20 protein-coding genes are annotated in these 26061 nt (G+C 64.8%); 17 read left to right on the top strand and 3 right to left on the bottom strand.

The genetic code is table 11. The features are described from left to right. Positions 1 to 19 precede the first annotated feature (19 nt). The 12 genes from DOM67_RS12005 (at position 20) to DOM67_RS11950 (ending at position 16803) form a co-directional block, all read left to right on the top strand. Positions 20 to 1702 carry an AMP-binding protein gene (locus DOM67_RS12005; protein ID WP_110676170.1) on the top strand — a complete coding sequence of 561 codons (1683 nt, stop codon included), beginning with the start codon at positions 20 to 22 and terminating at the stop codon, positions 1700 to 1702. A gap of 246 nt (positions 1703 to 1948) precedes the next feature. Continuing rightward, a complete protein-coding gene (gene hrpA, locus DOM67_RS12000) occupies positions 1949 to 5938 on the top strand; it encodes an ATP-dependent RNA helicase HrpA (RefSeq protein WP_110676168.1) in 3990 nt (1329 codons plus the stop codon). Between the two features lie 192 nt (positions 5939 to 6130). Continuing rightward, positions 6131 to 7255, top strand: a complete 1125-nt coding sequence (locus tag DOM67_RS11995; protein WP_110676166.1) for a beta-ketoacyl-ACP synthase III — start codon at positions 6131 to 6133, stop codon at positions 7253 to 7255. After that, positions 7255 to 8001: a VacJ family lipoprotein gene (locus DOM67_RS11990; RefSeq protein WP_110676164.1), complete on the top strand. Its 747-nt coding sequence runs from the start codon at positions 7255 to 7257 to the stop codon at positions 7999 to 8001. The genes DOM67_RS11995 and DOM67_RS11990 overlap by 1 nt, the downstream gene beginning before the upstream one ends. 70 nt (positions 8002 to 8071) lie before the next feature. Further along, entirely contained in the window at positions 8072 to 9154 is a 1083-nt protein-coding gene (locus tag DOM67_RS11985; RefSeq protein WP_110676354.1) for a PP2C family protein-serine/threonine phosphatase, read from the top strand. Next, on the top strand, positions 9147 to 9650 hold the full coding sequence (locus DOM67_RS11980; protein WP_110676162.1) for an STAS domain-containing protein: 504 nt from the start codon (positions 9147 to 9149) through the stop codon (positions 9648 to 9650). Before DOM67_RS11985 ends, DOM67_RS11980 begins: the two co-directional genes overlap by 8 nt. Before the next feature lie 310 nt (positions 9651 to 9960). After that, positions 9961 to 11166 (top strand): Bcr/CflA family multidrug efflux MFS transporter, encoded by a 1206-nt coding sequence (locus DOM67_RS11975; RefSeq protein WP_110676160.1) that lies wholly within the window; start codon positions 9961 to 9963, stop codon positions 11164 to 11166. Between the two features lie 455 nt (positions 11167 to 11621). After that, a complete protein-coding gene (gene pstS, locus DOM67_RS11970; RefSeq protein WP_110676158.1) occupies positions 11622 to 12662 on the top strand; it encodes a phosphate ABC transporter substrate-binding protein PstS in 1041 nt (346 codons plus the stop codon). A 164-nt stretch (positions 12663 to 12826) separates the two neighbouring features. Beyond that, positions 12827 to 13768: a phosphate ABC transporter permease subunit PstC gene (gene pstC / locus DOM67_RS11965; protein WP_110676156.1), complete on the top strand. Its 942-nt coding sequence runs from the start codon at positions 12827 to 12829 to the stop codon at positions 13766 to 13768. 18 nt (positions 13769 to 13786) lie between these two features. Beyond that, positions 13787 to 14638 carry a phosphate ABC transporter permease PstA gene (pstA, locus tag DOM67_RS11960; protein WP_232825235.1) on the top strand — a complete coding sequence of 284 codons (852 nt, stop codon included), beginning with the start codon at positions 13787 to 13789 and terminating at the stop codon, positions 14636 to 14638. 20 nt (positions 14639 to 14658) lie between these two features. After that, positions 14659 to 15483 (top strand): phosphate ABC transporter ATP-binding protein PstB, encoded by an 825-nt coding sequence (gene pstB / locus DOM67_RS11955; protein ID WP_110676154.1) that lies wholly within the window; start codon positions 14659 to 14661, stop codon positions 15481 to 15483. Positions 15484 to 15693: 210 nt separating this feature from the next. After that, a complete protein-coding gene (locus DOM67_RS11950) occupies positions 15694 to 16803 on the top strand; it encodes an AI-2E family transporter (RefSeq protein WP_110676152.1) in 1110 nt (369 codons plus the stop codon). Between the two features lie 123 nt (positions 16804 to 16926). On the opposite strand, the gene trxA is transcribed toward DOM67_RS11950, so the two are convergent. Continuing rightward, positions 16927 to 17250 carry a thioredoxin gene (gene trxA / locus DOM67_RS11945; protein ID WP_110676150.1) on the bottom strand — a complete coding sequence of 108 codons (324 nt, stop codon included), beginning with the start codon at positions 17248 to 17250 and terminating at the stop codon, positions 16927 to 16929. A gap of 242 nt (positions 17251 to 17492) precedes the next feature. On the opposite strand from trxA, the gene cysB reads away from it, so the two are divergent. Continuing rightward, positions 17493 to 18461 carry an HTH-type transcriptional regulator CysB gene (gene cysB / locus DOM67_RS11940; RefSeq protein ID WP_110676148.1) on the top strand — a complete coding sequence of 323 codons (969 nt, stop codon included), beginning with the start codon at positions 17493 to 17495 and terminating at the stop codon, positions 18459 to 18461. An 89-nt stretch (positions 18462 to 18550) separates the two neighbouring features. Here the strand turns inward: cysB and DOM67_RS11935 are convergent, their stop codons facing one another. Both DOM67_RS11935 and pabB read right to left on the bottom strand, forming a co-directional pair. Continuing rightward, on the bottom strand, positions 18551 to 19171 hold the full coding sequence (locus tag DOM67_RS11935) for a phosphoadenosine phosphosulfate reductase family protein (RefSeq protein ID WP_106420432.1): 621 nt from the start codon (positions 19169 to 19171) through the stop codon (positions 18551 to 18553). A 162-nt stretch (positions 19172 to 19333) separates the two neighbouring features. Then, on the bottom strand, positions 19334 to 20794 hold the full coding sequence (gene pabB, locus DOM67_RS11930; protein ID WP_110676146.1) for an aminodeoxychorismate synthase component I: 1461 nt from the start codon (positions 20792 to 20794) through the stop codon (positions 19334 to 19336). Between the two features lie 425 nt (positions 20795 to 21219). On the opposite strand from pabB, the gene DOM67_RS11925 reads away from it, so the two are divergent. The 4 genes from DOM67_RS11925 (at position 21220) to prpD (ending at position 25762) form a co-directional block, all read left to right on the top strand. Then, entirely contained in the window at positions 21220 to 21981 is a 762-nt protein-coding gene (locus DOM67_RS11925) for a GntR family transcriptional regulator (RefSeq protein ID WP_110676144.1), read from the top strand. 108 nt (positions 21982 to 22089) lie between these two features. Next, positions 22090 to 22977, top strand: coding sequence for a methylisocitrate lyase (gene prpB / locus DOM67_RS11920; RefSeq protein ID WP_110676142.1), 888 nt, complete (start codon positions 22090 to 22092; stop codon positions 22975 to 22977). A gap of 93 nt (positions 22978 to 23070) precedes the next feature. Continuing rightward, positions 23071 to 24192: a 2-methylcitrate synthase gene (gene prpC / locus DOM67_RS11915; protein ID WP_110676140.1), complete on the top strand. Its 1122-nt coding sequence runs from the start codon at positions 23071 to 23073 to the stop codon at positions 24190 to 24192. Positions 24193 to 24277: 85 nt separating this feature from the next. After that, positions 24278 to 25762 carry a 2-methylcitrate dehydratase gene (gene prpD, locus DOM67_RS11910; RefSeq protein ID WP_110676138.1) on the top strand — a complete coding sequence of 495 codons (1485 nt, stop codon included), beginning with the start codon at positions 24278 to 24280 and terminating at the stop codon, positions 25760 to 25762. The last annotated feature ends 299 nt before the right edge of the window (positions 25763 to 26061 follow it).

The following is a 26061-nucleotide window of genomic DNA, read 5'->3' as shown; positions in this document are numbered from 1 at the left end:
GGCTTATCAAGGAGATCCCATGGGTGACAGCGCGAACGCTTACGTCGAGTCCGGAGTGCCCCTGACGGGTCTCGAGACCTTTCACTCGATCAACGACATCATCGCCGATGCCTGTCGCCGCTACGCCGACAAACCGGCGTTCAGCTGCATGGGCAAGACCCTGAGCTATGCCGATATCGATCGCCTCGCCGATCGCTTCGCTGCCTGGCTGCAGACCCACACCGATCTCGAGCCGGGCGATCGCATCGCCATCCAGCTGCCCAACGTGCTGCAGTTTCCGGTGGCGGTGTTCGGCGCGCTGCGCGCCGGCCTGGTGATCGTCAACACCAATCCGCTCTACACCGAGCGCGAGATGCGCCATCAGTTCCGTGACGCCGGGGCCAAGGCGATCGTGGTACTGGCCAACATGGCCCAGAAGCTCGAGAACGTGCTCGACCAGACCGAGATCCGCCATGTGGTGGTCACCGAAATGGGCGACCTGCACGACTGGCCCAAGCGGGCGCTGATCAATTTCGTGGTGCGGCGGGTCAAGAAGATGGTGCCCGCCTACTCGCTGCCCCAGGCGGTCGATTTCCGGCGCACCCTGGCCGGTGGTGGGCCTGCGGCCACGGTCGCGTCGGGGCAGGATGAAGAGATCGCCGTGCTGCAGTACACCGGCGGTACCACCGGGGTGGCCAAGGGCGCGATGCTGACGCACCGCAACCTGATCGCCAACATGCTGCAGACCCAGCAACTACTCGGCGACACGCTGGAGAACGGTCGCGAGACGATCATTGCGCCGCTGCCGTGCTATCACATCTACACCTTCACCGTGAACTGCCTGTATGCGATGACCACCGGTCAGCACAACGTGCTGATTCCCAACCCGCGGGACATTGCCGGCTTCGTCAAGACGCTCTCCCAGACGCCGTTCAGCGTCTTCGTCGGGCTCAACACCCTGTTCAACGCCCTGTGCCAGCGCGACGACTTCAAGGCGCTCGACTTCTCGCAGCTCAAGTTCACCATCTCCGGCGGCATGGCGCTGACCCAGGCCGCGGCCAAGCGCTGGCAGGAGGTGACCGGCAACGGCATCGTCGAGGGCTACGGCTTGACCGAGACCTCGCCGATCGCCCTGGTCAATCCGCCCGAGGCGCCGCAGATCGGCACTATCGGCCGGCCGGTGGCGGGCACCGAGGTGCGAGTGGTCGATGACGAAGGTCGCGCGCTGCCACCGGGGGAGAGTGGCGAACTGTGCATCAAGGGGCCGCAGGTGATGAAGGGCTACTGGAATCGCCCGGAGGATACCGCCAAGACGCTCAGCGATGATGGCTGGCTGCGCACCGGTGACATGGCGGTGGTGCAGGAGGATGGCTACGTCAAGATCGTCGACCGCAAGAAGGACATGATTCTGGTCTCGGGGTTCAACGTCTACCCCAACGAGATCGAGGAAGTGGTCGTGGGGCACCCGGACGTGCTCGAAGCCGCCGCGGTGGGGGTGCCCGACGAGGAGAGCGGCGAGGCGATCAAGCTGTTCGTGGTGGCGCGTCATGAGGGGCTCGATCCCCAGGCGCTGCGTCAGTGGTGCAAGAAGGAGCTGACCGGCTACAAGGTGCCGAAGTTCGTCGAACTGCGCGACGAGCTGCCCAAGAGCAACGTCGGCAAGGTACTGCGGCGCGAGCTGCGCGATGGCCATCAGGCTGCCGATAGCGGGGCCTCGACGTGAGTTAGTGCAGTTTCGGCGCTACAATGGTGGGTTCGCCGTGGTCTAGCGTGGTGTCCCACAAGTAACGCAAAGACATATCGGATGCATGGTGTTGTCAGGCCAGGCGTGAGGAGGCGTCATAGTGGGGTCTATGGCAACGACGAGCAACGCCGCATGGCGGCGCCATGGGCCGATATGATTGGATGATATTTGTGGGGGCACCACACTAGCGGCGGACTTCACCGGACTGTCGATGTCGAGGATCTCTTGAGCGCCACCGCTGCCAACGCTTCCCAAGCTCTGACTCAATTGCAGGCACGGCTCGACGCCTGTCTGCTGCACGATGCCCATGCCCTGCGCGGGCGCCTGGCGCGGCTCGAACGGCGCGCCCGCGAGGGCAAGCCGATCGACCGCTCGTTGGGCGAGATCGAGACCCGGGTCGAGGCCTCACAGTCGCAGGCCGAGCGCCGGCGCCAGCAGCGCGTCACCCTCGACTATCCGGAGTCGCTGCCGGTGGCGGCGCGGCGCGAGACGATCCTCGAGGCGCTGCGCGAGCATCAGGTGGTGGTAGTGGCCGGCGAGACAGGCTCGGGCAAGACCACTCAGCTGCCCAAGCTGTGTCTTGAGCTGGGCCTGGGCCGGCGCGGCATGATCGGGCATACCCAGCCGCGGCGGCTGGCGGCGCGCTCGGTGGCTACCCGGCTGGCGGAGGAGCTCGAGGTGCCGTTGGGCGAGCAGGTCGGTTATCAGGTGCGCTTCACCGACCAGAGCAGCGACACCACCCTGGTCAAGCTGATGACCGACGGTATTCTGCTGGCCGAGACCCAGCACGACCCCGACCTGCTGCGCTACGATGCGATCATCATCGACGAGGCCCATGAGCGCAGCCTCAACATCGACTTCCTGCTCGGTTATCTCAAGCGCCTCAGCGCGCGCCGGCCCGATCTCAAGATCATCATCACCTCCGCCACCATCGACGTCGACCGGCTATCGCGCCACTTTGCCCGCGAGGTCGACGGCAAGCCGTGTCCGGCGCCGGTGGTCGAGGTCTCCGGGCGTGCCTACCCGGTCGAGGTGCGCTACCGCCCACTGGTGCGAGAAGCCCGCGACGAGGAGGATCTGACGCTGCAGGAGGGTATCTTGGCGGCGGTCGAGGAGATCGAGCAGATCGAGCGCGACAAGCGCTGGTACTCGGGGCCGCGGGATATCCTGATCTTCCTGCCCGGGGAGCGCGAGATTCGCGAGACCGCCGATCTGCTGCGCCGGCTAGAGCTCAAGAGCACCGAGATCCTGCCGCTCTACGCGCGGCTCTCCAACGCCGAGCAGAACCGTGTCTTCCAGAGCCATGCCGGGCGCCGTATCGTGCTGTCGACCAACGTCGCCGAGACCTCGTTGACGGTGCCGGGCATCCGCTATGTGATCGACCCGGGGCTGGTGCGCATGAGCCGCTACAGCTTCCGCGCCAAGGTGCAGCGGCTGCCGATCGAGCCGGTGAGCCAGGCCAGTGCCGATCAGCGCAAGGGGCGCTGCGGGCGTGTCGCCGAGGGCGTGTGCATTCGTCTCTACAGCGAAGAGGACTTCCTCTCCCGGCCCGAGTTCACCGAGCCCGAGATCCAGCGTACCAACCTGGCGGCGGTGATCCTGTCGATGCTCTCGCTCAAGCTCGGCGAGGTGCTCGACTTTCCCTTCGTCGACGCCCCCGATCCGCGCGTGGTCAAGGATGGCTACCGGCTGCTGTTCGAACTCGGCGCGGTGGACGGCGGCGAGCGTCTGACCGACACCGGGCGACGCCTGTCGCGGCTGCCGATCGATCCGCGGCTGGGACGCATGGTACTGGCCGGCGAACAGTTCGGCTGTCTGCGCGAGGCGCTGATCGTGGTCAGTGCGCTGGCCACCCAGGATCCGCGTGAGCGCCCGGCCGAGAAGCGTCAGGCCGCCGACCAGAAGCACCGCCAGTGGGATGACCCCGATTCGGACTTCGTCGCCTGGCTCAATCTGTGGCAGGGCTTCGAAGCGGCCCGCGACGATCTCTCCGGCAGCCAGCTGCGGCGCTGGTGTCGTGACCAGTACCTGAGTTATCTGCGCCTGCGCGAGTGGCACGATACCTATCGCCAGCTGCGCCAGCTGGTGCGCGAGATGAAGCTCGAACCGAGCAGTGCCATGCAGCCCGGCGAGGGGGAGGAGGCCGCACCTAGGGTGGACGCGGCGCGCCTGCATCAGGCGCTGCTCGCCGGGCTGCTCTCGCATCTCGGCCAACTGCAGCCGGAGAGCCGTGAGTTCCTCGGCGCGCGCAATCGCAAGTTCATGCTCCATCCCGCCTCGGGGCTGGCCAAGAAACCGCCCAAGTGGGTGATGGCCGGTGAGCTGGTCGAGACCAGTCGGCTGTTTGCCCGTGACTGTGCGCGCATCAAGCCGGAGTGGATCGAGCCCCAGGCGGGGCATCTGGTCAAGCGTGCCTACAGCGACCCACACTGGGAGCGCAAGCGCGCCCAGGTGGTGGCGCTGGAGCAGGTCACCCTGTTCGGGCTGCCGATCGTCAGCGGCCGGCGCGTCGACTACGCCAAGGTGGCGCCGGCTGAGGCGCGCGAGCTGTTCATCCGACGCGCACTGGTGGAGGGCGACTTCGAGACCCGTGCGGCGTTCTTCGCTCACAACCGCTCGATGGTGGCGGAGGTCGAGGAGCTGGAGGACCGCGCGCGCAAGCGTGACATCCTGGTCGACGAGGAGACCCTGTTCGCGTTCTACGATGAGCGGATTCCCGCCGAGGTCGCCAGCGGGCGCGACTTCGAAGCCTGGCGCAAGCGCGCCGAGCGCGAGACGCCCGAGCTGCTGAAGCTCGACAAGGCGGCGCTGATGGCGCGCGAGGCCGATGACGTCAGCGTCGAGCAGTACCCCGACGAGCTGGTGTTCAATGGCGTGCGCTATCCGCTCAGCTATCACTTCGCCCCGGGGGCGAGCGACGACGGCGTGACCCTCACGGTGCCCGCGGTGATGCTGGCCCAGCTGCCGGAGGGGCGGCTGTCGTGGCTGGTGCCGGGGCTGTTGCGCGACAAGTGCATCGCGCTGCTCAAGGCGCTGCCCAAGCCGTTGCGGCGCCAGGTGGTGCCGATCCCCGATTGGGTCGATGCGGCGCTGCAGACGCTGACCCCCGATGCGCGTCCGGTGGAGGTCGCACTGGGTGAGTTCCTGAGGATCAAGACCGGGGTGCGTCTGGAGCCCTCGGCATGGCGGCTCGATCAGCTCGAACCGCATCTGGTGATGAATCTGCGGGTGGTCGACCACGAGGGCCAGGTACTGGGCGAGGGGCGCGACCTGGCCGCCCTGCGTGAGCGCTTCGGTGATGCCGCGGCGGCCGGCGCGCGCGCCATGGCGCAGCAGCAGGAGACGCCCAGCGAGACCCTGGAGGCACTGCCGCAGACGCCGCTGCCCGACTCCAGTACCAGCCGCCAGGCGGGGATCCAGGTCGAAGTCTATCCGGCCCTGGTGCCTGCTGGCGAAGCGCTCCAGATCGCCTGGTTCGACCACGCCGAGCGCGCCGCAGCGGCGCACCGGGATGGCGTGGTGGCGCTGGCGCGCCGCCGCCTTCCGGAGCTGGTGCGCTACCTGCAGCGGGAGCTGCCGCAGCTCAAGGCGTGTGCGCTGCTGTTCACCAAGGTGGGCACGCGCGAGCAGCTCACCCAGGACGTGATCGATGCGGTGCTGGCGCAGACCGTCGCGGCTGACCCGCTGCCGCGTTCGAGCGAGGCTTTCGATGCGCGCCTCGAGCAGTGGCGGGGTGATCTGGTGGGCTACGCCGAGCGGCTGCTCGATGACCTGCACAAGGCGCTGAAGGGGCATCTGGCGGTGACCAAGCAGCTCAAGGGTAATGTCAGTTTCGCCCTGGCCCTGAGCTACAGTGACCTCAAGGCGCAGATGCAGCGCCTGGTCTATCCGGGCTTCGTGCGCGATGCCGGGCCCTGGCTCGAACACTATCCGCGCTACATGCAGGCCGCCGAGATCCGGCTGGAGAAGGCGCCACGCGACCGCCGCCGCGATCAGCTGGCGATGCAGCAGGTGCAGGAGTGGGAGAGCCGACTCGATGCCCGCTGCCAGGCGGCCCAGCGCGAAGGCGTGGTGGCCGCCGAGCTGATCGAGTTCGGCTGGTGGCTGCAGGAGTTTCGGGTCTCGCTGTTCGCCCAGCAGTTGGGCACGCTCGAGAGCGTCTCGGAGAAGCGCCTGGCGCGGCGCTGGCGGGAGATCACCGGGCAGGCGGTATGAGGCCGCTGCATCCCGGCACTGGCCTCCGGCGTATCATGCCTTGCAGGGGTTGGCGCGGGGTACAGGCGCTAGAAGGTGCTGGCCGCACGATATCGACAGGGAGCGCGGGGTTCGCCGCGCCATCGAGAGGGATTGCGGCGCTCGCCGCACTACTGAGAGGGACTGCGGCTATCGCCGCATAAGGAGCGAGTCATGACGCAAGCCGTCATTACGGCGACGGGCCTGTTCACGCCGCCGGAGTCGATCGACAACGCGGCGCTGGTCGCCAGTTTCAACACCTGGGTGGATGCCGAGAACGCCCGCCACGCCGAGGCCATCGCCCGCGGCGAGCGCGAGCCGCTGGCCCACTCCAGCGAGGCGTTCATTCTCAAGGCGTCGGGCATCGAGAGCCGCTACGTCATGGAGGCGAGCGGTATCCTCGATCCCGCGCGGATGCGCCCGCGGATCGAGGAGCGCGACAACGCGGCGCTCTCGCTGCAGGCCGAGATGGGCCTGGCGGCGGCGCGCCAGGCGCTCGAGCAGGCCGCCATCCGCGCCGATCAGCTCGATCTGATCATCGTCGCCTGCTCCAATCTGCAGCGCCCCTATCCGGCGGTGGCGGTCGAGCTGCAGGCGGCACTGGGGGCCGGTGGCTATGCCTTCGACATGAATGTGGCCTGCTCCAGCGCCACCTTCGCCATCGACATGGCGACCAATGCCATTCGCGCCGGGAGCCTCGAGCGGGTGCTGGTGGTCAATCCCGAGATCTGCTCGGCGCATCTCGATTTCCGCGATCGCGATAGCCACTTCATCTTCGGCGATGCCTGCACCGCGGTGCTCCTGGAGGCGGACCATCTGGCTCGCGAGCGCGAGCACTTCACCGTGCTCGGCACGCGCCTGACCACGCGCTTCTCCAACGCCATCCGCAATAATTTCGGTTTCCTCAACCGGCTGGCTGACAGCAGCGCCGATGACAAGCTGTTCGTGCAGGAGGGGCGCAAGGTGTTCAAGGAGGTTTGCCCGATGGTGGCAGAGCTGATCCTCGAGCATCTGGAGAGCCAATCTCTCACCGGCGAGTCGGTCACCCGGCTGTGGTTGCACCAGGCCAACCGCCACATGAACGATCTGATCGCGCGTAGGGTGCTGGGACGCGAGGTGAGCGAGCATGAGGCGCCGATCATCCTCGATCGCTACGCCAATACCAGCTCGGCCGGCTCGATCATCGCCCTGCATCTGCATCGTGACGACCTCGAGGAGGGCGATGTGGGGGTGGTGTGTTCGTTCGGCGCGGGCTACAGTGCGGGCAGTGTCATACTGCGTAAAGGGAATGCGTGTTGATGAAATCGATCCATTGGCTGAGCGGCGCCGCTGTCGCTTTGGCGCTGGGGGGCTGTGCCTCCAGCGGTGAGAACAGCAACCCACAGGATCCGTGGGAAGGGTTCAACCGTGGCGTCTATCAGTTCAACGACACGCTCGACCGCTATGCGCTCAAGCCGGTCGCTCAGGGCTACAAGGCGGTAACCCCCGAACCCGTGCGCGACAGCGTCGGCAACTTCTTCTCCAACCTCGGCGAGATCCGCACCGCGTTCAACAGCGTGCTGCAGTGGGAGTGGGGCAATGCCGGGACGGCGTCGGGCCGCTTCGTCATCAACACCATCCTGGGTGTCGGTGGTCTGCTCGATCCGGCCACGCGCATGGGGCTCGACGAGAACGAGGAGGACTTCGGTCAGACGCTGGCGGTGTGGGGTGTCGATTCCGGCCCCTATCTGGTGCTGCCCGTGCTCGGTCCGAGTACGGTGCGCGATACCAGCGGTCTGCCGCTCGATATCTACACCTATCCGGTGACCTACGTCGAAGATGACAAGGTGCGCTACGGTCTGACCTTCCTGCGCTACGTCGACCTGCGCGCGAGTCTGCTCGATCAGGAGTCGCTGATTCAGGGCGATCGCTACAGCTTCATCCGCGATGCCTACCTGCAGCGGCGTCAGTTCCTGATCAGCAACGGCAAGGCGGGCAAGGACCCGTTCGCCAACGGTGACTTCGGCAACGATTTCAAATACAGCGAAGACGACTTCGCCGAGTGACCTCGTGTCCAAAACGTTGAGCGATGAGCCCGTGATCGGCGTGATCGACCTGCCGGGACGGGAGCGCGAGATGCTGGTGGGCGAGATCGCCCGCCTTGGCGTGCGCGTGGTGGCAGCGCACTCCCTGGCGGCGCTGCCGGGCGCCTGCGATCTGATCGTGGCGCACGTGCGTGCGGTCTCGCACGACGGCTGGCAGCTCCTGAGCCAGGGGCAGCCGACCATCGTGGTCAGCGAGAGTCGCCGCGACGGCGATCTGCACAAGGCGATGGATGCCGGGCTGATCGACTATCTGGTCGAGCCGCTGGCGCATGCCGACATTCTGCGCCGGCTGGTGTGCCGAGCACTCGATCTCGACCGCCTGGCGCGCGCCCACGCCGAGAGCCGGGCAGAGCTTCAGTCGCTCAACGACCGTCTCGAGCAGCATCTGGAGATCCTGCGCGAGGATCAGCGCGCCGGTGGTCACGTGCAGCGCAAGCTGCTGCCGCCACCGGGTATGACCCACCGCGGCGTGCGCTGCGACTACTGGTTTGCGCCTTCGCTCTATCTCTCCGGGGATTTTCTCGATTTTCAGCGCTGCGACGAGCGCTACAGTTTCTTCTATTTTGCCGACGTCGCCGGACACGGTGCCTCCTCGGCATTCGTCACCGTCCTGCTGAAGTATCTCTGCAACCGATGGCTGTCACAGTGGCGCACGCTGCTGCCGGAGGCGTTTCCTTCGCGCTGGCTGGGTGAGCTCAATCGCGAGCTGCTGGAGACCGGTATCGGCAAGCACGCGACGATCTTTGCCGGGGTACTGGACCATGAGCGCCATTTTCTGCACTATGCGCTCGGCGCTCAGCTGCCCATGCCGATCCTCGTCAGCGAGGAAGGGGCGAGCTACCTGGGCGGAGAAGGACCGCCGGTGGGGTTGTTTCCGGATGTCGAGTACCCCATCTATGGTTGTCCGCTACCCGAGCGATTCCAGCTCTGGTTCTGTTCCGATGGTGTGCTGGAGTGCCTGCCGGCGGCTTCACTGGATGCGCGGCTCAAGGAACTCGAGCGTCGCGTGACACGTTGTACCCGCGTCGATGATCTGAAGGATGGATTGGCGCTGGGAGATCAACTGCCGGATGATCTCAGCATGATGACACTGAGTGGTTTCGAGCATGATTGAAGGGCGAATCAAGGCGGCCTTCGACTCGGGCGTATTCGTGCTCAAGCTCTGCGGCGACGTCCGCTTGACGCTGTGCGCGACGCTCGATGCCGAGGCGCAGCGGCTGGCGGATCTGCCGGGCCTGCGTGCGGTCATGATCGATCTGCGTGAAGCGACCAACGTCGACTCTACCGCCCTGGGCTTCCTGGCCAAGGTGGCACTGGCGGTGCGCGGGCGGCTGGAGCAGCCGCCGACGATCGTGGCCGAGCATCCCGACGTCCGGCGCATGCTGGACGTGATGGGCTTCGCGCGCTACTTCACCCTGGTGGAGGCGCCGCTCACCGAGCCGGCCGAGCTCGCCGAGCTGCCCCATGTCGAGGCTGACGAGAAAGCCATTCAGCAGCGCATTCTCGAGGCCCATCGTATTCTCATGCACATGAGCGAGCACAATCGGCACGAGTTCCAGCCGCTGATCGAGCTGCTCGAGTCCCAGCACGCCAAGGCTTCCCCGCACTGACTCGGTGAGTCCGCGGGGCTCGGGGCTGTCGCGCGCGCCTGCGCCGGTGTCACTGGCCTGGCAGGGATGCTGACCGTGTCTCTCTTCCTGCGCCCCCGCGACCCCGTCTCGGGTGAGCGTGATCATCGCTCCGGCATTCCGGCCGGGGCCTGGCGGCAGTCGCCGTCATCTTCAGGTGTCGTCATCGACCGTGCCAGCGGCATCGCTGGCCGTTGGCCGCAATGGCTGGCTTGGTGCTACCGCCGCCCGCGGTCGTGTGTCTCTCATCCGCTCGCCGCAAGGAGGAAGTCGTGTTGTCGAGGAGTCTAATGTGACGCCGCTGAGCGCGCGTCGTCTGGCGCTGCTGGTGGCCGCCAATACTGCCCTGGCGCCGCTGGCGATCGATGCCTATCTGCCCGCCATGCCGGCGCTGGCGGCCTCCGTCGGCGCCAGTGTTCACCATACCGAGCTATCGCTGAGCGTGTTCCTGCTCGGCTTTGCCCTGGGGCAGCTGGTATGCGGGCCGCTCTCCGACCGGTTCGGCCGCAAGCCGGTGCTGATGGCGGGGTTGGGGGTCTTCCTGCTCGCCAGCCTGGCGCTGACCCAGGTCGGCTCGCTGGCCACGCTGTGGGGCTGGCGCTTCGTCCAGGCCCTGGGAGGAGGCGCCTGCGTGGTCAACTCCGCGGCTATCGTGCGTGACCGCTTCAGCGGGCGCGAGGCGGCCAAGGTGATGTCGACCATGGTGATGATTCTGATGATGGCGCCGCTGGTGGCGCCCGCCCTGGGCAGCGCGCTGCTGCACCTGGCCGACTGGTGGCTGATCTTTCTGTTCCTGGCACTCTATGCGGCCTTCGTGCTGTGGCTGCTGGGACGCTTTCTGCCCGAGACCCACGGGCGTGATCCCGAGGCGCCCTCGGTGGGGCTGATCCTGGGCAACTACCGCAGCGTGCTGCGTCATCGTGAGGCGATGGGCTATATCGGTGCGGTATCGATGTCATTCGCCGGGATGTTCGCCTTCATCACCGGCTCGCCTTATCTCTATATGGAGCACTACGGGCTTTCGACCACGCTCTATCCCTTCGTGTTCGGTGCCAACATTCTGATCATGGCCTCCTCCAGCCGGCTCAACATTCGTCTGCTCAAGCGCCGCACGCCGCAGCAGAACCTGCTGCTGGGGCTCGGCGTGCAGTTGAGTGCAGGCATCGGTTTGGTGGCGCTGGTCGCCTCGGGGCTGGATTCGATCTACAGCGTGGCGCCGCTGATGGTGGTGTTCGTCGGCATGCAGGGGCTGATCAGTCCCAACGCCATGTCATCGATGCTCGATCATTTTCCGCGCATGAGTGCTACCGCGACGGCGCTTCAGGGCTGCTTGCAGTTCACCTGCGGGGCGGTCGCGGGGGCGCTGGTCGGGGCTTTCGAACTGGCCAGCGCCTGGCCCACGGTGTTGACCATGCTCGGTGCGACCCTGCTGGGTAACATCGGCGTTCGCGTGCTGTCGGGGCCGGCGCTCAAGCAAGCGTCGTCGCCCGCCGCCTGAAAGGCAGTTGGTGCCGGCTGTCGCCCTGTGCCTTGGCGACGGATCGTTCATCATCCCGCCTCTGATCCTCCCTCCCCAGATCGCTCGGCCACGCCTGCGCGGCCGATCCTTCTCTCCTCCAACGCTGTTTACCCAATACGTGCAAGCAGTTACGTGGCCTGACGCTTGTCATCCTGTTGTCATCTAGGGTTGGCAGTGTGGGTGCCGCGAAGGTTGCAGCCGGTAGGCGAGGCTGCTCTCTAGACCATCGGCGATCGCCAGCGGGCTGCGGTCGTACGGTGGTTTTTCGCGCTCCTGACGCATCGATGTCGTCGAATGTCACTTTTCAGAACGATGACAGGGCTGTCATAAAAGTGTCACGCATCCGACGTAACGTGGCGTCCTGAGAGTGCTGACAACCTTCGCAACGTCGTTATCGCACACGCATCCATCCAAGGTGGAAACAGGATATCGCTATGCTCAAACATGTCTTCGCTACGCTCGTTTCCGGGTCCCTGATTCTGGGCGCCGCCGCTGCCCAGGCCCAGGAAGCCATTACTGGCGCCGGCGCGACCTTCCCGTATCCGGTCTACTCCCAGTGGGCGGATGCCTATCAGGACAAGTCCGGCGTTGGCCTCAACTACCAGGCCATCGGTTCCGGCGGCGGCATTCAGCAGATCACCGCCAAGACCGTGACCTTCGGGGCCAGCGATGCGCCGATGACCAAGGAAGAGCTGGACAAGAACGGCCTGCTGCAGTGGCCGATGGTCATGGGCGGTGTGGTCGCGGCTTTCCACGTCGATGGCATCGACGGTGCGATCAATCTGGACGGCAAGACGCTGGCCGACATCTACCAGGGCAAGATCAGCCGCTGGAACGACGAAGCCATCGCCAAGCTGAATCCGGACATGGAACTGCCCGACACCAAGATCACCCCGGTCTACCGTGCCGAAGGGTCGGGTACCAACTTCCTGTTCACCCACTACCTGTCGCAGGTCAGCCAGGACTTCGCCAATACCGTGGGTGAGGGCAAGTCGGTGGCATGGCCGGCGGGCGTCGGTGCCAAGGCCAACGCTGGCGTCGCCAGCCAGATCGCCAACACCAATGGCGCCATCGGCTACGTCGAGTTCGCCTACGCTGCCCAGAACGACCTGCACCTGGTGCACCTGAAGAACAAGGCCGGCAAGACCGTGGCACCCGACATGGATTCGTTCATGGCCGCTGCCGCCAACGCCGACTGGAAGAACGCGCCGGGCATGTACCTGGTGCTGACCAACCAGCCGGGCGACAACAGCTGGCCGATCACCGGTGCCTCTTTCATCCTGATGCACAAGCAGGTGCAGAACGTGGATGCCGCACGCCAGGCGCTGGAGTTCTTCGACTGGGCCTACAGCAACGGCGACAAGATGGCCAAGGAGCTCGACTACGTGCCGATGCCGAAGAACGTGGCCGACATGGTTCGTGAGAGCTGGAGCGAGATCAAGGGTCCGAACGGCGAGGCCGTCTGGAAGCAGTAATCCCTTGAGTCCCGATCGCGACGGCGAGTGGTCCGCTGCTCCCGTCGCGATCGTGTATCGAACGAGCATCCATGCAACAAGCGCGTTAGCAACCAACGCGCATGCAAAGACACAGTACTGCCGCTACCTCCGGCGGCAGCGTGGCAAGCCGACGAGGAACTGACATGGCCACCCCCCAAGCGATTCAAACCGGCGGCGGTCTGGGCGGACTGAGCGAGGCCACCCGTAAGCGGCTCCAGCGCAAGGCGCGCATCGATGTATGGTTCGAGCGCGTACTGTTCGCCTTCGCCTTCGCGGTGCTGCTGCTACTCGGGGCGATCATCGCCTCACTGATCGCTTCCAGCTGGCCGGCGCTCGAGCGCTACGGTCTGGAGTTCTTCACCGAGAATCGCTGGGCGGCCAACGTCGAAGTGTTCGGCGCCTTGCCCGCCATCTACGGAACCCTGCTGACCTCCTTCATCGCGATCGTCATCGCGGTTCCCATCTCATTCGGCATCGCCATCTTCCTGACCGAACTCTGTCCGAACGTGCTGCGCCAGCCCCTCAGTACGCTGATCGAGCTGCTGGCCGGTATTCCTTCGATCATTTACGGCATGTGGGGGATGGAAGTGATGGCCCCACTGCTGCGCACCTGGTTCCCCTCGGTATTTCCTGCCGGGACCGGACTGGCCACGGCCGGTATCATTCTGGCGGTGATGATCATCCCGTTCATCACGGCAGTGAGTCGCGACGTCATCAATACGGTGCCGGCGGTGATGCGTGAATCCGCCTACGGCCTCGGCTGCACCACTTGGGAAGTCGCCCGCCGGGTCATCCTGCCTTCGGTCAAGCATGGCCTGGTGGGGGGTGTGGTGCTCGGGCTGGGACGGGCCCTGGGCGAGACCATGGCAGTGACCTTCGTGATCGGCAACAACCTGTTCCTGAACCCCACGCTCACGGGACAGGGCACCTCGATCGCGGCCCTGATCGCCAACCAGTTCTCCGAGTCGGACGGTACCCAGCGCTCGGCGCTGCTGGCGCTGGGCCTGATTCTGTTCCTGATCACCTTCGCCGTGCTGGCGTTCGCGCGCTATCTGCTGCGCAACAGCACCGGTCGCCACGCCTGAGCCGAGAGGAGAGAGACGATGCAGACCCAAATGACGCCGCTCTATCGCCGGCGCAAGCTGCTCAACCGACTGGTCATGGCCGCCTGTATCGGCGCCACCCTGATCGGGTTCGTGTTCCTGTTCGCGATCATTCTGACCCTGGTGACCAAGGGGCTCGGCGCGATCTCGCCGTCGATCTTCATCGAACGGACACGCATGAATGGTGGCGGCCTGGGCAACGCGATCTGGGGCACCTTCATGATGACCTCGCTGGCCACCATCCTGGGCACCGTGATCGGCGTGGCCGCGGGTACCTGGCTGGCGGAGTACGGCAACAAGGGCCTGCTGCCCAAGGTGATCCGCTTCATCAACGATATCCTGCTGTCGGCACCCTCGATCATCATCGGCCTGTTCATCTACGCGGTGGTGGTGGTGCCCATGGGCAGCTTCTCCGGCTGGGCTGGGGTGCTGTCGCTCACGGTGATCATCGTGCCGGTGGTGATCCGGTCCACCGAGGACATGCTGCGCCTGATTCCCAATTCGCTGCGCGAGGCGGCAGCGGCGTTGGGTGCCCACCGCTGGTGGATCATCGTGCGCGTCTGCTACAGCGGCGCACGTGCCGGTATCCTGACCGGTATCCTGCTCGGGTTCGCGCGTATCAGCGGCGAGACGGCGCCGCTGCTGTTCACCTCGCTGAACTCCAACCAGTGGAACTTCTTCAATCTCGACAACGAGATGGCCAACCTGCCGATGACCATCTACCAGAACATGACGATCAACGCTTTCATTCCCGATTTGGTATCGCTGGCCTGGGGTGGGGCACTGATACTGACGGCCGCCATTCTGATTCTCAACATCGCGGCGCGTTACTTCTCGCGTCAACGCTCCTGACTTTCCGCTAAGAGACTGCCATGACCGTCGATTTCAATCTCAACGCTAACCCGAACGCTGCCGAGGCGCCGAGTGCGTCCCAGGCACGGGCCGCGTCCAAGCTTCGTGTCAAGGACCTGAACCTCTACTACGGCCAGTTTCAGGCGCTCAAGGACATCACCATGGAGATCCCCGAGCGCCAGGTGACGGCGTTCATCGGTCCCTCCGGGTGCGGCAAGTCGACCCTGATCCGCTGCTTCAACCGGATCCACGATCTCTACGAGGGAATCCGCACCGAGGGACAGATTCTGCTCGACAGCCACGACATCTATGGCTCCGGGGTCGACCTGAACCTGCTGCGTGCGCGCATCGGCATGGTGTTCCAGAAGCCGACGCCGTTCCCGATGACGGTGTTCGACAATGTCGCCTTCGGGATTCGTCTCTACGAGAAGCTTTCCCAGCGCGAACTGGAGGAGCGGGTCGAGTGGGCGCTGCGCAAGGCGGCACTGTGGGAGGAGGTCAAGGACAAGCTCAAGCAGAGCGGTCAGGCGCTCTCCGGTGGTCAGCAGCAGCGTCTGTGCATTGCGCGCACCATCGCGGTGAAGCCGGAGGTGATCCTGCTCGACGAGCCGACCTCCGCCCTCGATCCGATCTCCACCGGTTATATCGAGGATCTGATCAACGAGCTCAAGAAGGACTACACGATCGTCATCGTGACCCACAACATGCAGCAGGCGGCGCGAATTTCCGATATCACCGCCTTCATGTATCTGGGTAGCCTGATCGAGTGCGACGATACCACCAAGATCTTCACCCAGCCCAAGGAGAGCCGCACCGAGGACTACATCACCGGCCGTTACGGCTAAACCTCGCTGGCATGGCCTTGCGCCCCGGTCGTCTGCGGCCGGGGCGCTTGCGTTTCTGGTCCTCGCGGTCGTAGCTCCCTTCGGCCTGTGGCAGCGGTACCCGAGGTCGTTCTCGAGGTCGGGCCCGAGAGTTGACCTGAGTCAGCGAACGCCACGACGGTTCGTGGTAGTGTCTGGCGACACAGGACGTGCCACAAGGATGGGCTGACCATGTCGCCAGGGCAGGAACCGGCGTTTCGCAACATACCCTTTCATCTGATGCTGACACTGGCATCACTGACGATCATCGTGTCGGGCCTGCGCGCGGCCGAGGCGCTGATCATTCCCATATTGCTGTCGATCTTCATCGCCGTGATCTGCGCTTCGCCGGTGCACTGGCTCTATCGCCGCGGCATGAATTCCTACGCCGCGGTGCTGATCACGCTGCTGATCCTGGGCGGATTGCTGGCACTGTTCGGCACGCTGCTGGGCAACAGTGTCGCCATGTTCATGGAGCGCTGGCCCGAGATGCAGCAGGAGCTGCAGGGGCACTATCTGAATCTGCTCGAGTGGCTGGCGCACCAGGGGATGTCGGTCTCGCCGCGGGAGCTCTCCAGTATGATCGACGACTCCCAGGATCAGGGCTGGATCTCGGCCTTTCTGAGCGGGCTGGGGGTGGTGCTGTCGCAGAGCCTGGTGATTCTGCTGATGGTCAACTTCATGCTGTTCGAGACGCTCGACTTCCGCCAGAAGGTGGCGCGTGCGCTGGCCAATCCGGGGCCCAGTCTGGAGCGCTTCACCGAGTTCAGCTACAACCTCAAGCGCTACATGGCGGTCAAGACGGTGGTCAGCCTGATCACCGGGGCACTGGTGACACTGGCGTCCTGGCTGGTGGGGGTCGAGTTCGCACTGTTGTGGGGCTCGCTGGCCTTCATTCTCAACTACATCCCCAACATCGGCTCGGTGATCGCTGCAGTGCCGCCGGTGCTGCTGACCCTGGCGACGCCCGGCGGTGGCATGGTCGAGGCGCTCACGCTCTCGGGCGCCTATCTGGCGATCAACTTCGTTCTCGGCAACCTGGTCGAGCCGCGGGTCATGGGGCGCACCATGGGGCTGTCGACGCTGGTCGCCTTCCTTTCGCTAGTGGTATGGGGCTGGATTCTGGGGCCAGTGGGGATGCTGCTCTCGGTGCCGCTGACGATGACGCTGAAGATCGCGCTGGACAGCCATCCCGAGACGCGCTGGATCGCCAAGATGCTGGGGCCTTCCGAGCGCCGCCGGCGGCGGCTGCGCAAGACCCAGCAGGCGCTGGATGAGCTAGAGGAGGAGCTCGATCCCTAGTCTTTGACGAGACGTACGGACAACCAAAAAGCCGCCCCGGGGAGGGCGGCTTTTTGTCGAGCGCTGCTGATTTTCATCCAGCGCTGCTGCTTTCTATCCAGCACGGCTGGTGCTGGCTGGGGATCAGCCGTTCTGCTCGATGAACTGGGTCAGCTGCGACTTGGACTGTGCGCCGACCAGCGAAGCGACCTTGGCGCCGGACTTGAACAGCATCACCGTGGGCACGCCGCGCACACCATGTTCGGAGGCGATCTCCGGGGCATCGTCGACGTTGACGCTGACCACCTTGATGTCGTCGGCCTTCTCATCGGCCACCTCATCGACCACCGGGGCCATCATCTTGCACGGGCCGCACCACGGGGCCCAGAACTTCAGCAGTACCGGCTTGTCGGACTGGAGCACTTCCTGTTCGAAATTCGCGGTGGTGACATCGACGTTGTTGGACATGCGGTAACTCCTGTAGACATTGCGCTCGCGAGAGAGCGTATGGGTGCGATGTTAGCCCTTGGCCAGGGTGCTGGCAAATCGCCGTGGTTATGGCATCGATAGCGTCAGGTTATTAAAGCTTCGTTTTTCATGCCCGAAAAACGTGTGCGATCGCCGCTTCACCCCTCGTCACTTATAGCGTAAAGTAATCGCAAACCATTTTCTTATGCCATTGTGCGTTACGCATCGTCACGAGGTCGCTCATGAAGCTCCAGCAACTGCGCTACATCTGGGAAGTGACGCGCCACCAGCTCAATGTGTCGGCCACGGCACAGAGTCTGTTCACCTCGCAGCCGGGGATCTCCAAGCAGATCCGGCTGCTGGAAGACGAACTCGGTGTCGAGATATTCGCGCGCAGCGGCAAGCACCTGACCCGGGTAACGCCGGCGGGGGAGGCGATCGTCGAACTCGCCGGCAAGGTGCTGCGGACGGTCGACGATATCAAGCATGTGGCCCAGGAGCACAGCGACGAACGCCGCGGCAGTCTGGCCATCGCCACCACCCATACCCAGGCGCGCTACGTGCTGCCCGGGGTGATCGGCGAGTTCCGCCAGCAGTATCCTGACGTGGCGTTGCACATGCAGCAGGGTACGCCCAAGCAGATTGCGCAGATGGTCAGTGAGGGGACGGCGGACTTCGCTATCTGCACCGAGTCCCTCGAGCTCTTCAACGATCTGGTGCTGCTGCCCTGCTATCGCTGGAATCGCTGCGTGCTGATGCCCAAGGATCACCCGCTGGCGAGTGGTGAGCTGACTCTGGAGCGCGTGGCGGAGCATCCGCTGGTCACCTATGTGTTCGGCTTCACCGGGCGCTCCCAGCTCGACGACGCTTTCAAGTCCCGGGGCCTGACGCCCAACGTGGTACTGACGGCAGCCGACTCGGATGTGATCAAGACCTATGTGCGGCTGGGGCTGGGGGTCGGCATCGTCGCCCATATGGCGGTCGACCCGGAGGCCGATGCCGATCTGGTCGCGGTGGACGCTTCGCATCTGTTCGAGAGTTCGACCACCAAGATCGGCATCCGCCGCGGCACCTTCATGCGCAGTTACATGTACGACTTCGTCAAGCGTCTGGCGCCGCATCTCGACCGCGACACCGTCGAGGCGGCGCTGGCGGCGGGGCCTCGCCATGAGGGGGAGCTGTTCAGGGATGTGGAGCTGCCGGTGCTCTAGGCACCAAGACCCACAGCACGCATAGCAGGAGCCCGCCATTCGGCGGGCTCCGTCGTTTGGGGCAGGGGTGCCGTGGGTGGCACCGACACTCAATGCTGCAGGTGCAGCCCGCACTCACGCTTGTCTTCCACCTTGGTCGGGTCGAAGTAGTCGAAGTTGTTGGGCAGGTCGTGCGCCTGCAGGTATTGATACATCTGCTTGGCGTTCCAGTGCAGCACCGGGGCTACCTTGAGCAGGCCATCGGCGTTACGCGAGAGCGGCTGCATGCGCGAACGCTCCGGGGTGTCTTCGGCGCGCAGGGCGGTGAACCAGACGTCGGGCGCGGCTTCCGCGAGCGCGCGGCGGAAGGGTTCGAGCTTGACCTCCTCGGTGAAGGCGGCATGGCCAGGATCGTCGATGGTCGGCATCGGCCCTTCGAGCGACTCGCGGTGGGCGCGCGAGCGACGCGGGTGATAGATGCTCAGATTGAGGTCGAGCAGACGGGTCAGCTCGTCGGCGAAGCGATAGGTCGCCGGGGTGTTATAGCCGCTGTCCATCCACACGACCGGGATGTCGGGTCGCACCCGGGTGACCAGATGCAGGATGACCGCCTCGAAGGGGCGGAAATTGGTGGTGCAGATCGCAGTCTGATCCAGACCCAGTGCGAATTCGGTGATCGCCAGCGGGTCGTGGCCGATATCGCGGTTGAGGGCGTCGAGGTCCAATGCCATGGCAAGCTCCTGGGCCGGCGGGCCGGTCGCTCGAGCGGCGCCGCACGGGGTATATAGAAGAGGTAAAACGAATGCTGGCACTCTAGCAACGCGGGTTTTGCATTGACCAATACCGTTTGGTTAGAACGATATATAACGCTTTTGCCATATGTGCGTGCACATCTAGATGTTTTGGTTATTGAGTCGCGGGCCCTCGGCTACCCCCGGTCGGGGAGCTGTGCAGTCGTCGCCCGCGGGCCCCAGGGCGGCCATCAGGCGCCCGATCTTGGCCAGTGTCTCGCGGTACTCCTCCTCCTCGTCGGAGTCCGCCACCACACCGCCGCCGCCCCATAAGTGCAGCGTGTCGCCATCCGCCACCAGGGTGCGGATGGCGATCGAGGTGTCCAGATGTCCGCGGCGGTCGACATAGCCGAGGCTGCCGCAGTAGACGCTGCGCTGGCTGGGTTCGAGCTCGTCGATGATCTGCATCGCCCGCCGCTTGGGGGCGCCGGTGATCGAGCCGCCGGGGAAGGCGGCCGCCAGGAGATCCAGCGCGCTGGCTTCTGGTCTCAGCTCGCCGCGTACCACGCTGACCAGATGGTGGACGTTGGCGTAGCTCTCCAGGGCGCACAGGTGCGGCACATGTACGCTGCCGAAGCGGCACACTCGTCCCAGATCGTTGCGCAGCAGATCGACGATCATCACATTCTCGGCGCGATCCTTGGGGCTCTCTTGCAGTGCCTGTGCCAGTGCCGCATCGGCTTGCGGCGTCTCGCCGCGTGCCCGCGTGCCCTTGATCGGGCGTGTTTCCACCTGCCCGCCGGTGACCCTGACGAAACGCTCCGGGGAGAGCGAGGCGATCGCCTTGTCGTCCCAGCGCAGGTAGCCGCCGTAGGGCGTGGGCGTTGCCTGGCGCAGGCGGCGGTAGGCGTGCCAGGTGTCACCGCGAAAGCGCGCGGTGAAACGCTGGGCAAGATTGACCTGGTAGCAGTCGCCGGCGTGGAGATAGTCGATCACACGACGGAAGCGCTCGCCGTAGCCTGCGCGGTCGATATCGCCGGTGAATGGCTGCGTCAGTGCGATGTCTTCTCCCTGTGGTGGGGGCGTTGCGAGCCAGCGTTCGACCTGGCGGCGACGTTCGAGGCTGGCCACCAGCCAGCTCCGCTGGGCCTGATGGTCCTGGATCAGGGCCCAGTCGTAGAGTCCCAGGCGGGCATGCGGCAGATCGGGGCCGGGGCGTGGCTCGGGCGGGTTGCTCTGGGGCTGATGGGCGCGCGCCAGGGTGTAGCTCCAGTAGCCCAGCAGCCCGCCGATGAACGGCAGCTCGTCGAGGGTGCTGGCGAGGGCGTCCGGGATCTGGGGCAGGTCATGCCTCAGGGCATGGGCGAGCAGCTCGCGCTGCGCTGCGAATGGCTCCGAGGAGAGGGGCGGCATGCTGTCATCGCCATGCACGCCGGCGTCGTCCACGCTCAGGGTGTAGAGCGGATCGCTGGTCAGAATGTCGAAACGTCCACCCGGTGCGGCTGGGCGGCCGCTGTCGAGCAGCACGGCGCCCGGCCGCTGGCGCAGCGCGGCGAAGTGGTGGGCAGGGTCGCTGGCGTAGGGGAGCTCGGTGATATCGAGTCGGGGTCGCGCCTCTGGCATGCCTGGGATACTCGGTGCTCTGGGGCTTGCGTGCTTCGCGGGGGCGACGCTAGCCCGGGTAAAAGAAGGGTTAGGCGCGAGTGTATCGGGCGCGGCACGGATGAGCGAGACCCGGCGCGCCCGGTGTGCTCGCCGCCGCCGTATTACCCGCGTGTCGCCATAGGCACTCTCAACCGGCGGCAGTGAGAGTGTGGTTAGAGGAGGCGCTGGGGCGCTGTGGTGGGGGGCGTCATGGCGAGGCGTTAGGGTAGCGCTGTGTTGGATACAGTGAAGACAGAGCATTTTCTGCTTGATTGTAGACAATGGTTGTTGGGCGCTTTCTTGTCCTGCGACTAAAGTGGTGTTTCTATGGGCTGTTTCTGATTGCCCTTGCCAGAAATTCTCCCTACCATGATCCTTATTCCAGGTAATTGTTAACAATCAACATGGCTGAAGATATTTCACCAACACCCCAGGGCGATACCGACCTGCCTGAAGTCAGGACGCTGGCCGAGCGGGTGTTTCATCAACTGCAGCGGGCGATCGTGCGCGGGGAGCTACCCCCGGGGACACGCATCACCGAGCCCGAGCTCTCGTCGCGCTATGGCATTTCACGCGGCCCTCTGCGTGAAGCGATGCGCCGCCTCGAGACCTATCGCCTGATCGAGCGCGTGCCGCATGTCGGGGCGCGGGTGGTCAAGCTGTCGATGGACGAGCTGCTGGAGCTGTTCGACGTGCGCGAGGCGCTCGAGAGTATGGCGGCGAGACTTGCTGCCCAGCATATGACAGCGGAAGAGATCGCGGGGTTGCGCGAGGTGCTGGCGGTCCACGAGCGGCAGGGCGACCTGGCCAGCGGTGAGGCCTACTACCAGCGCGAAGGCGACCTCGATTTCCACTACCGGATCGTACAGGGCAGCCACAACCGCATGCTGATGACGATCCTGTGTGACGACCTCTACTACCTGGTGCGCCTCTATCGCACCCAGTTCAGCGCCAGCGGCAAGCGCCCGCAGCGCGCCTTCGTCGAGCACCACCGCATCGTCGATGCGATCGAAGCGGGGGATGCCGAACTCTCCGAGCTGCTGATGCGGCGCCATGTCAGCGCCTCCCGCGAGAACGTGGCGGCGAGCTATGCGCTGACGCTGGACCAGGAAAAGACGGCGCCCGCTGATGCCACGGCGACGTCGGCTCTCCGGCCCGGTCGTTGACGTGGACGTCGGATAGCCTGCGGTGAGCGGTGGAATATGGCGGGTCGCGGATAACGGGCAGCGAGTAGCCGGATCGATATAGAGATGCCAATGACGAAGGAGAGCGAGATGTCGCAATTGACGCCGGGTGCACGTTTCCGTGCCGCCCTCGACGCCCACCGCCCGCTGGCGGTAGTGGGGACGATCAACGCGTATAGCGCCATGATGGCCCAGGCCGTGGGGCATCAGGCGATCTACCTGTCCGGCGGCGGCGTCGCCAATGCTTCTTTCGGGTTGCCCGACCTGGGCATGACGACGCTCAACGACGTCGTCGAGGACGCCCGGCGAATCACCGGCGCCAGCGATCTCCCGCTGCTGGTGGATATCGACACCGGCTGGGGCGGCGCTTTCAATATCGCCCGGACCGTCAAAGAGATGGAGCGGGCCGGCGTTGCCGCGGTGCATCTCGAGGACCAGGTGGCGCAGAAGCGCTGTGGGCATCGTCCCAACAAGGAGATCGTCTCCCAGGGCGAAATGGTCGACCGCATCAAGTCGGCGGTGGATGCGCGTCAGGACGCCGCGTTCTATCTCATCGCGCGCACCGACGCCTTCCAGAAGGAGGGGCTGGCGGCAGCGGTCGAGCGTGCCAACGCCTGCGTCGAGGCGGGGGCAGATGCGATCTTCGCCGAGGCGGTGCACACGCTGGATGACTATCGCGCTTTCTGTGAGGGCGTCGATGCGCCGATTCTGGCCAATATCACCGAATTCGGCGCCACGCCGCTGTTCACCCAGCAGGAGCTGGGGGAGGTGGGGTGTCGTCTGGTGCTCTATCCGCTGTCGGCGTTCCGCGCCATGAACGCTGCGGCGCTCAAGGTCTATCAGGACATTCATGCCAAGGGGCATCAGCGCGACGTGGTCGACATGATGCAGACCCGCGAGGAACTTTACGACTTTCTCGACTACCACACCTATGAGCGCAAGCTCGATGCCCTGTTCGACAAAGGGAATACCGAATAGCTCGATGAGCGCGCCGCGTCCGCACGGGTATGGATGCAGCGTTCCCCACACGCACGCAAGACGAGGGCCGCGGCCGAGCGGCGGGAGAGTGTCATGGCAGAAACGATCAAGAGTACTGGGCTGCGCGGGCAGAGCGCCGGCAACACCGAAATCTGCACGGTGGGCAAGAGTGGCTCGGGGCTGACCTATCGCGGCTACGACATCCAGGAGCTGGCGGAGAAGGCGCGCTTCGAAGAGGTCGCCTATTTGCTGCTCAAGGGTGAACTGCCGACACGCCAGGAACTGGACGACTACATCTCGCAGCTGCAACGTTCGCGTGGGCTGCCCGAGGCGCTGAAGAAAGTGCTGGAGCAGATTCCTTCCGATGCCCACCCGATGGACGTGCTGCGCACCGGCACCTCGATGCTGGGCAACCTCGAGACCGAGCAGCGGCTCGAAGAGCAGCAAGCGCACGCCGACCGTCTGTTGGCGGTAATGCCCTCGGTGCTCAACTACTGGTATCGCTATTCGCATTTCGGCGAGCGGATCGAGACCGAGACCGACGATACCTCGGTGGGCGGACACTTCTTGCACCTGCTGCACGGCAAGCCTGCCTCCGACCTGCATGCGCGGGTGATGAACGTCTCGCTGATTCTTTATGCCGAGCACGAGTTCAATGCCTCGACCTTCACCGCGCGGGTGTGCGCTTCCACGCTCTCCGATCTGCACAGCTGCGTCACCGGCGCGATCGGTTCGCTGCGCGGGCCGCTCCACGGCGGCGCCAACGAGGCCGCGATGGAGATGATCAGCCGCTGGTCATCGCCCGACGAGGCCGAGCGTCAGATCCTCGGTATGCTCGAGCGCAAGGACAAGATCATGGGCTTCGGCCATGCCATCTACCGTGAATTCGATCCGCGCAGCGCGATCATCCAGGCATGGGCGCGTCAGCTCGCCGAAGACGTCGGCGATACCCATCTCTACGCGGTCTCCGAGCGGGTCGACGAAGTGATGTGGCGGGAGAAGAAGCTCTTCCCCAATGCCGACTTCTACCACGCCAGCGCTTACCACTTCATGGGCATCCCGACCAAGCTGTTCACGCCCATCTTCGTCTGCTCGCGGCTGACCGGGTGGTGTGCACATATCTTCGAGCAGCGCGCCAACAACCGCATCATCCGCCCGAGTGCCGACTATGTCGGTCCCGAGAAGCGCGCCTGGCTACCCATCGAGCAGCGCTGAGACGCTGCCAGCCACGGATCTTCGAGGCGGCGTGTCGGCGTCGCCCTCTTTCCCTCTCCCCCTCTTCTGACGAGGACGCCACTGCATGAGTGCCAATGTCGATCTCAACCAGCGCCCGGATTACGATCCCGAACTGCAGGCCATCGCGGACTATGTACTCGACTACCGGGTAGAGAGCCGCGAAGCGCTGGATACCGCGCGCAACTGTCTGATGGATACCCTGGGTTGTGGCCTGCTGGCGCTGCGCTTCCCCGAGTGCACCAAGCATCTGGGGCCGCTGGTCGAAGGCACGGTGGTGCCCAATGGGGCACGGGTACCCGGGACTCGGCTGACGCTCGACCCGGTCAAGGCGGCATGGGATATCGGCTGCATCATCCGCTGGCTCGACTACAACGACACCTGGTTGGCGGCGGAGTGGGGGCACCCCTCGGACAATCTGGGCGGCATTCTGGCGGTGGCGGATTCGCTCTCTCAGACACGCCTGGCGCGAGGAGATACACCGCTGACCATGCGTGACGTGCTGGAAGCCATGATCATGGCGCACGAGATTCAGGGCGTACTGGCGCTGGAGAACTCGTTCAATCGTGTCGGGCTCGACCACGTGGTGCTGGTCAAGGTGGCCTCTACCGCGGTGGTGGCCAAGCTGATGGGGGCCGATCGCGAGCAACTGCTGTCGGCACTGTCGCACGCCTTCGTCGATGGCCAGAGTCTTAGAACCTATCGTCATGCACCCAATGCCGGTTCACGCAAGAGCTGGGCGGCGGGGGATGCGACCTCGCGGGCCGTACGTCTGGCCGATATCGCGATGCGTGGAGAGATGGGCATACCCAGCGTGCTTTCGGCACCGCAATGGGGCTTCTACGACGTCCTTTTCAGTAAGACCAACAAGGATCAGGCGCTCAAGCCCGAGAGGGAGCGGCGCTTCCAGGTCAGCCAGGACTATGGCAGCTACGTCATGGAGAACGTGCTGTTCAAGATCAGCTTCCCAGCGGAGTTCCACGCCCAGACCGCCGCCGAGGCTGCGGTGACGCTGCATCCGCAGGTGCGTGACCGGCTCGATGAGATCGACCGTATCGTCGTCACGACTCACGAATCGGCGATCCGCATCATCTCCAAGGTGGGGGAGCTGGCCAACCCGGCCGACCGCGATCACTGTCTGCAGTACATGATCGCGGTGCCGCTGGCGTTCGGTGATCTGATCGCCGAGCACTACGAGGACGACTTCCACCGCGCGCATCCGATCATCGATGAGCTGCGCGAGAAGATGACCATCCAGGAGGAGCCGCGCTACACCCGCGAGTATCTGGAAGCGGACAAACGCTCCATCGCCAATGCCATTCAGGTCTTCTTCAAGGATGGCTCGCACACCGAGCCGGTGGCGGTGGAATATCCGATCGGTCATCGCCGCCGGCGGGAGGCGGGAATCCCGCTGCTCGAGAAGAAGTTTCAGCGCAATCTGGCCACGCGCTTCCCGGCCGCGCGCTGCGACACCATATTCAACTTGTGCAAGGATCAGTCGGCACTGGAATCGACCTCGGTTGCCGCCTTCATGGACCTCTGGGTCATCTGAAGCCACCGTCTACCGGGGCGTGACGACGCCCCGGTCTCCCGGGAAACAATGACAGCTTGATGAAGGTGGCGACATTTTTCGCCGCCAGGGGTTGTCAGGCGCCGCCACGCGCCGTAAAGTACACACCGCTGACGCCGAGACAGGTTCTCGGGGTTGGTGGAAAAGCTAGTTAAGCTGTTGAAAAGATTGGATAAGTCGATTGACAGCTGGCGATGAGAGCGGCAAAATACGCCACTCGCTTTTCCAGGATCGGTTCTCCGGCAGCAACGAGAATCGGGCAGAGGTCGACAAGAAAGACG

The organism is Salinicola sp. RZ23 (assembly GCF_003206675.1).
In the GTDB taxonomy this organism is placed as follows: Bacteria; Pseudomonadota; Gammaproteobacteria; order Pseudomonadales; family Halomonadaceae; genus Salinicola; species Salinicola endophyticus.
This window is presented reverse-complemented; position numbering and strand designations above follow the sequence as displayed.

Coding starts and splice junctions, on each gene's coding strand:
- prpD (WP_110676138.1), top strand. CDS start 24,278: ATGAGTGCCAATGTCGATCTCAACCAGCGCCCGGATTACGATCCCGAA.
- cysB (WP_110676148.1), top strand. CDS start 17,493: ATGAAGCTCCAGCAACTGCGCTACATCTGGGAAGTGACGCGCCACCAG.
- DOM67_RS11990 (WP_110676164.1), top strand. CDS start 7,255: ATGAAATCGATCCATTGGCTGAGCGGCGCCGCTGTCGCTTTGGCGCTG.
- prpC (WP_110676140.1), top strand. CDS start 23,071: ATGGCAGAAACGATCAAGAGTACTGGGCTGCGCGGGCAGAGCGCCGGC.
- DOM67_RS11980 (WP_110676162.1), top strand. CDS start 9,147: ATGATTGAAGGGCGAATCAAGGCGGCCTTCGACTCGGGCGTATTCGTG.
- prpB (WP_110676142.1), top strand. CDS start 22,090: ATGTCGCAATTGACGCCGGGTGCACGTTTCCGTGCCGCCCTCGACGCC.
- trxA (WP_110676150.1), bottom strand. CDS start 17,250: ATGTCCAACAACGTCGATGTCACCACCGCGAATTTCGAACAGGAAGTG.
- pstC (WP_110676156.1), top strand. CDS start 12,827: ATGGCCACCCCCCAAGCGATTCAAACCGGCGGCGGTCTGGGCGGACTG.
- DOM67_RS11935 (WP_106420432.1), bottom strand. CDS start 19,171: ATGGCATTGGACCTCGACGCCCTCAACCGCGATATCGGCCACGACCCG.
- DOM67_RS12005 (WP_110676170.1), top strand. CDS start 20: ATGGGTGACAGCGCGAACGCTTACGTCGAGTCCGGAGTGCCCCTGACG.
- DOM67_RS11925 (WP_110676144.1), top strand. CDS start 21,220: ATGGCTGAAGATATTTCACCAACACCCCAGGGCGATACCGACCTGCCT.
- DOM67_RS11985 (WP_110676354.1), top strand. CDS start 8,072: ATGCTGGTGGGCGAGATCGCCCGCCTTGGCGTGCGCGTGGTGGCAGCG.
- pstA (WP_232825235.1), top strand. CDS start 13,787: ATGCAGACCCAAATGACGCCGCTCTATCGCCGGCGCAAGCTGCTCAAC.
- DOM67_RS11950 (WP_110676152.1), top strand. CDS start 15,694: ATGTCGCCAGGGCAGGAACCGGCGTTTCGCAACATACCCTTTCATCTG.
- DOM67_RS11995 (WP_110676166.1), top strand. CDS start 6,131: ATGACGCAAGCCGTCATTACGGCGACGGGCCTGTTCACGCCGCCGGAG.
- pstS (WP_110676158.1), top strand. CDS start 11,622: ATGCTCAAACATGTCTTCGCTACGCTCGTTTCCGGGTCCCTGATTCTG.
- pstB (WP_110676154.1), top strand. CDS start 14,659: ATGACCGTCGATTTCAATCTCAACGCTAACCCGAACGCTGCCGAGGCG.
- pabB (WP_110676146.1), bottom strand. CDS start 20,794: ATGCCAGAGGCGCGACCCCGACTCGATATCACCGAGCTCCCCTACGCC.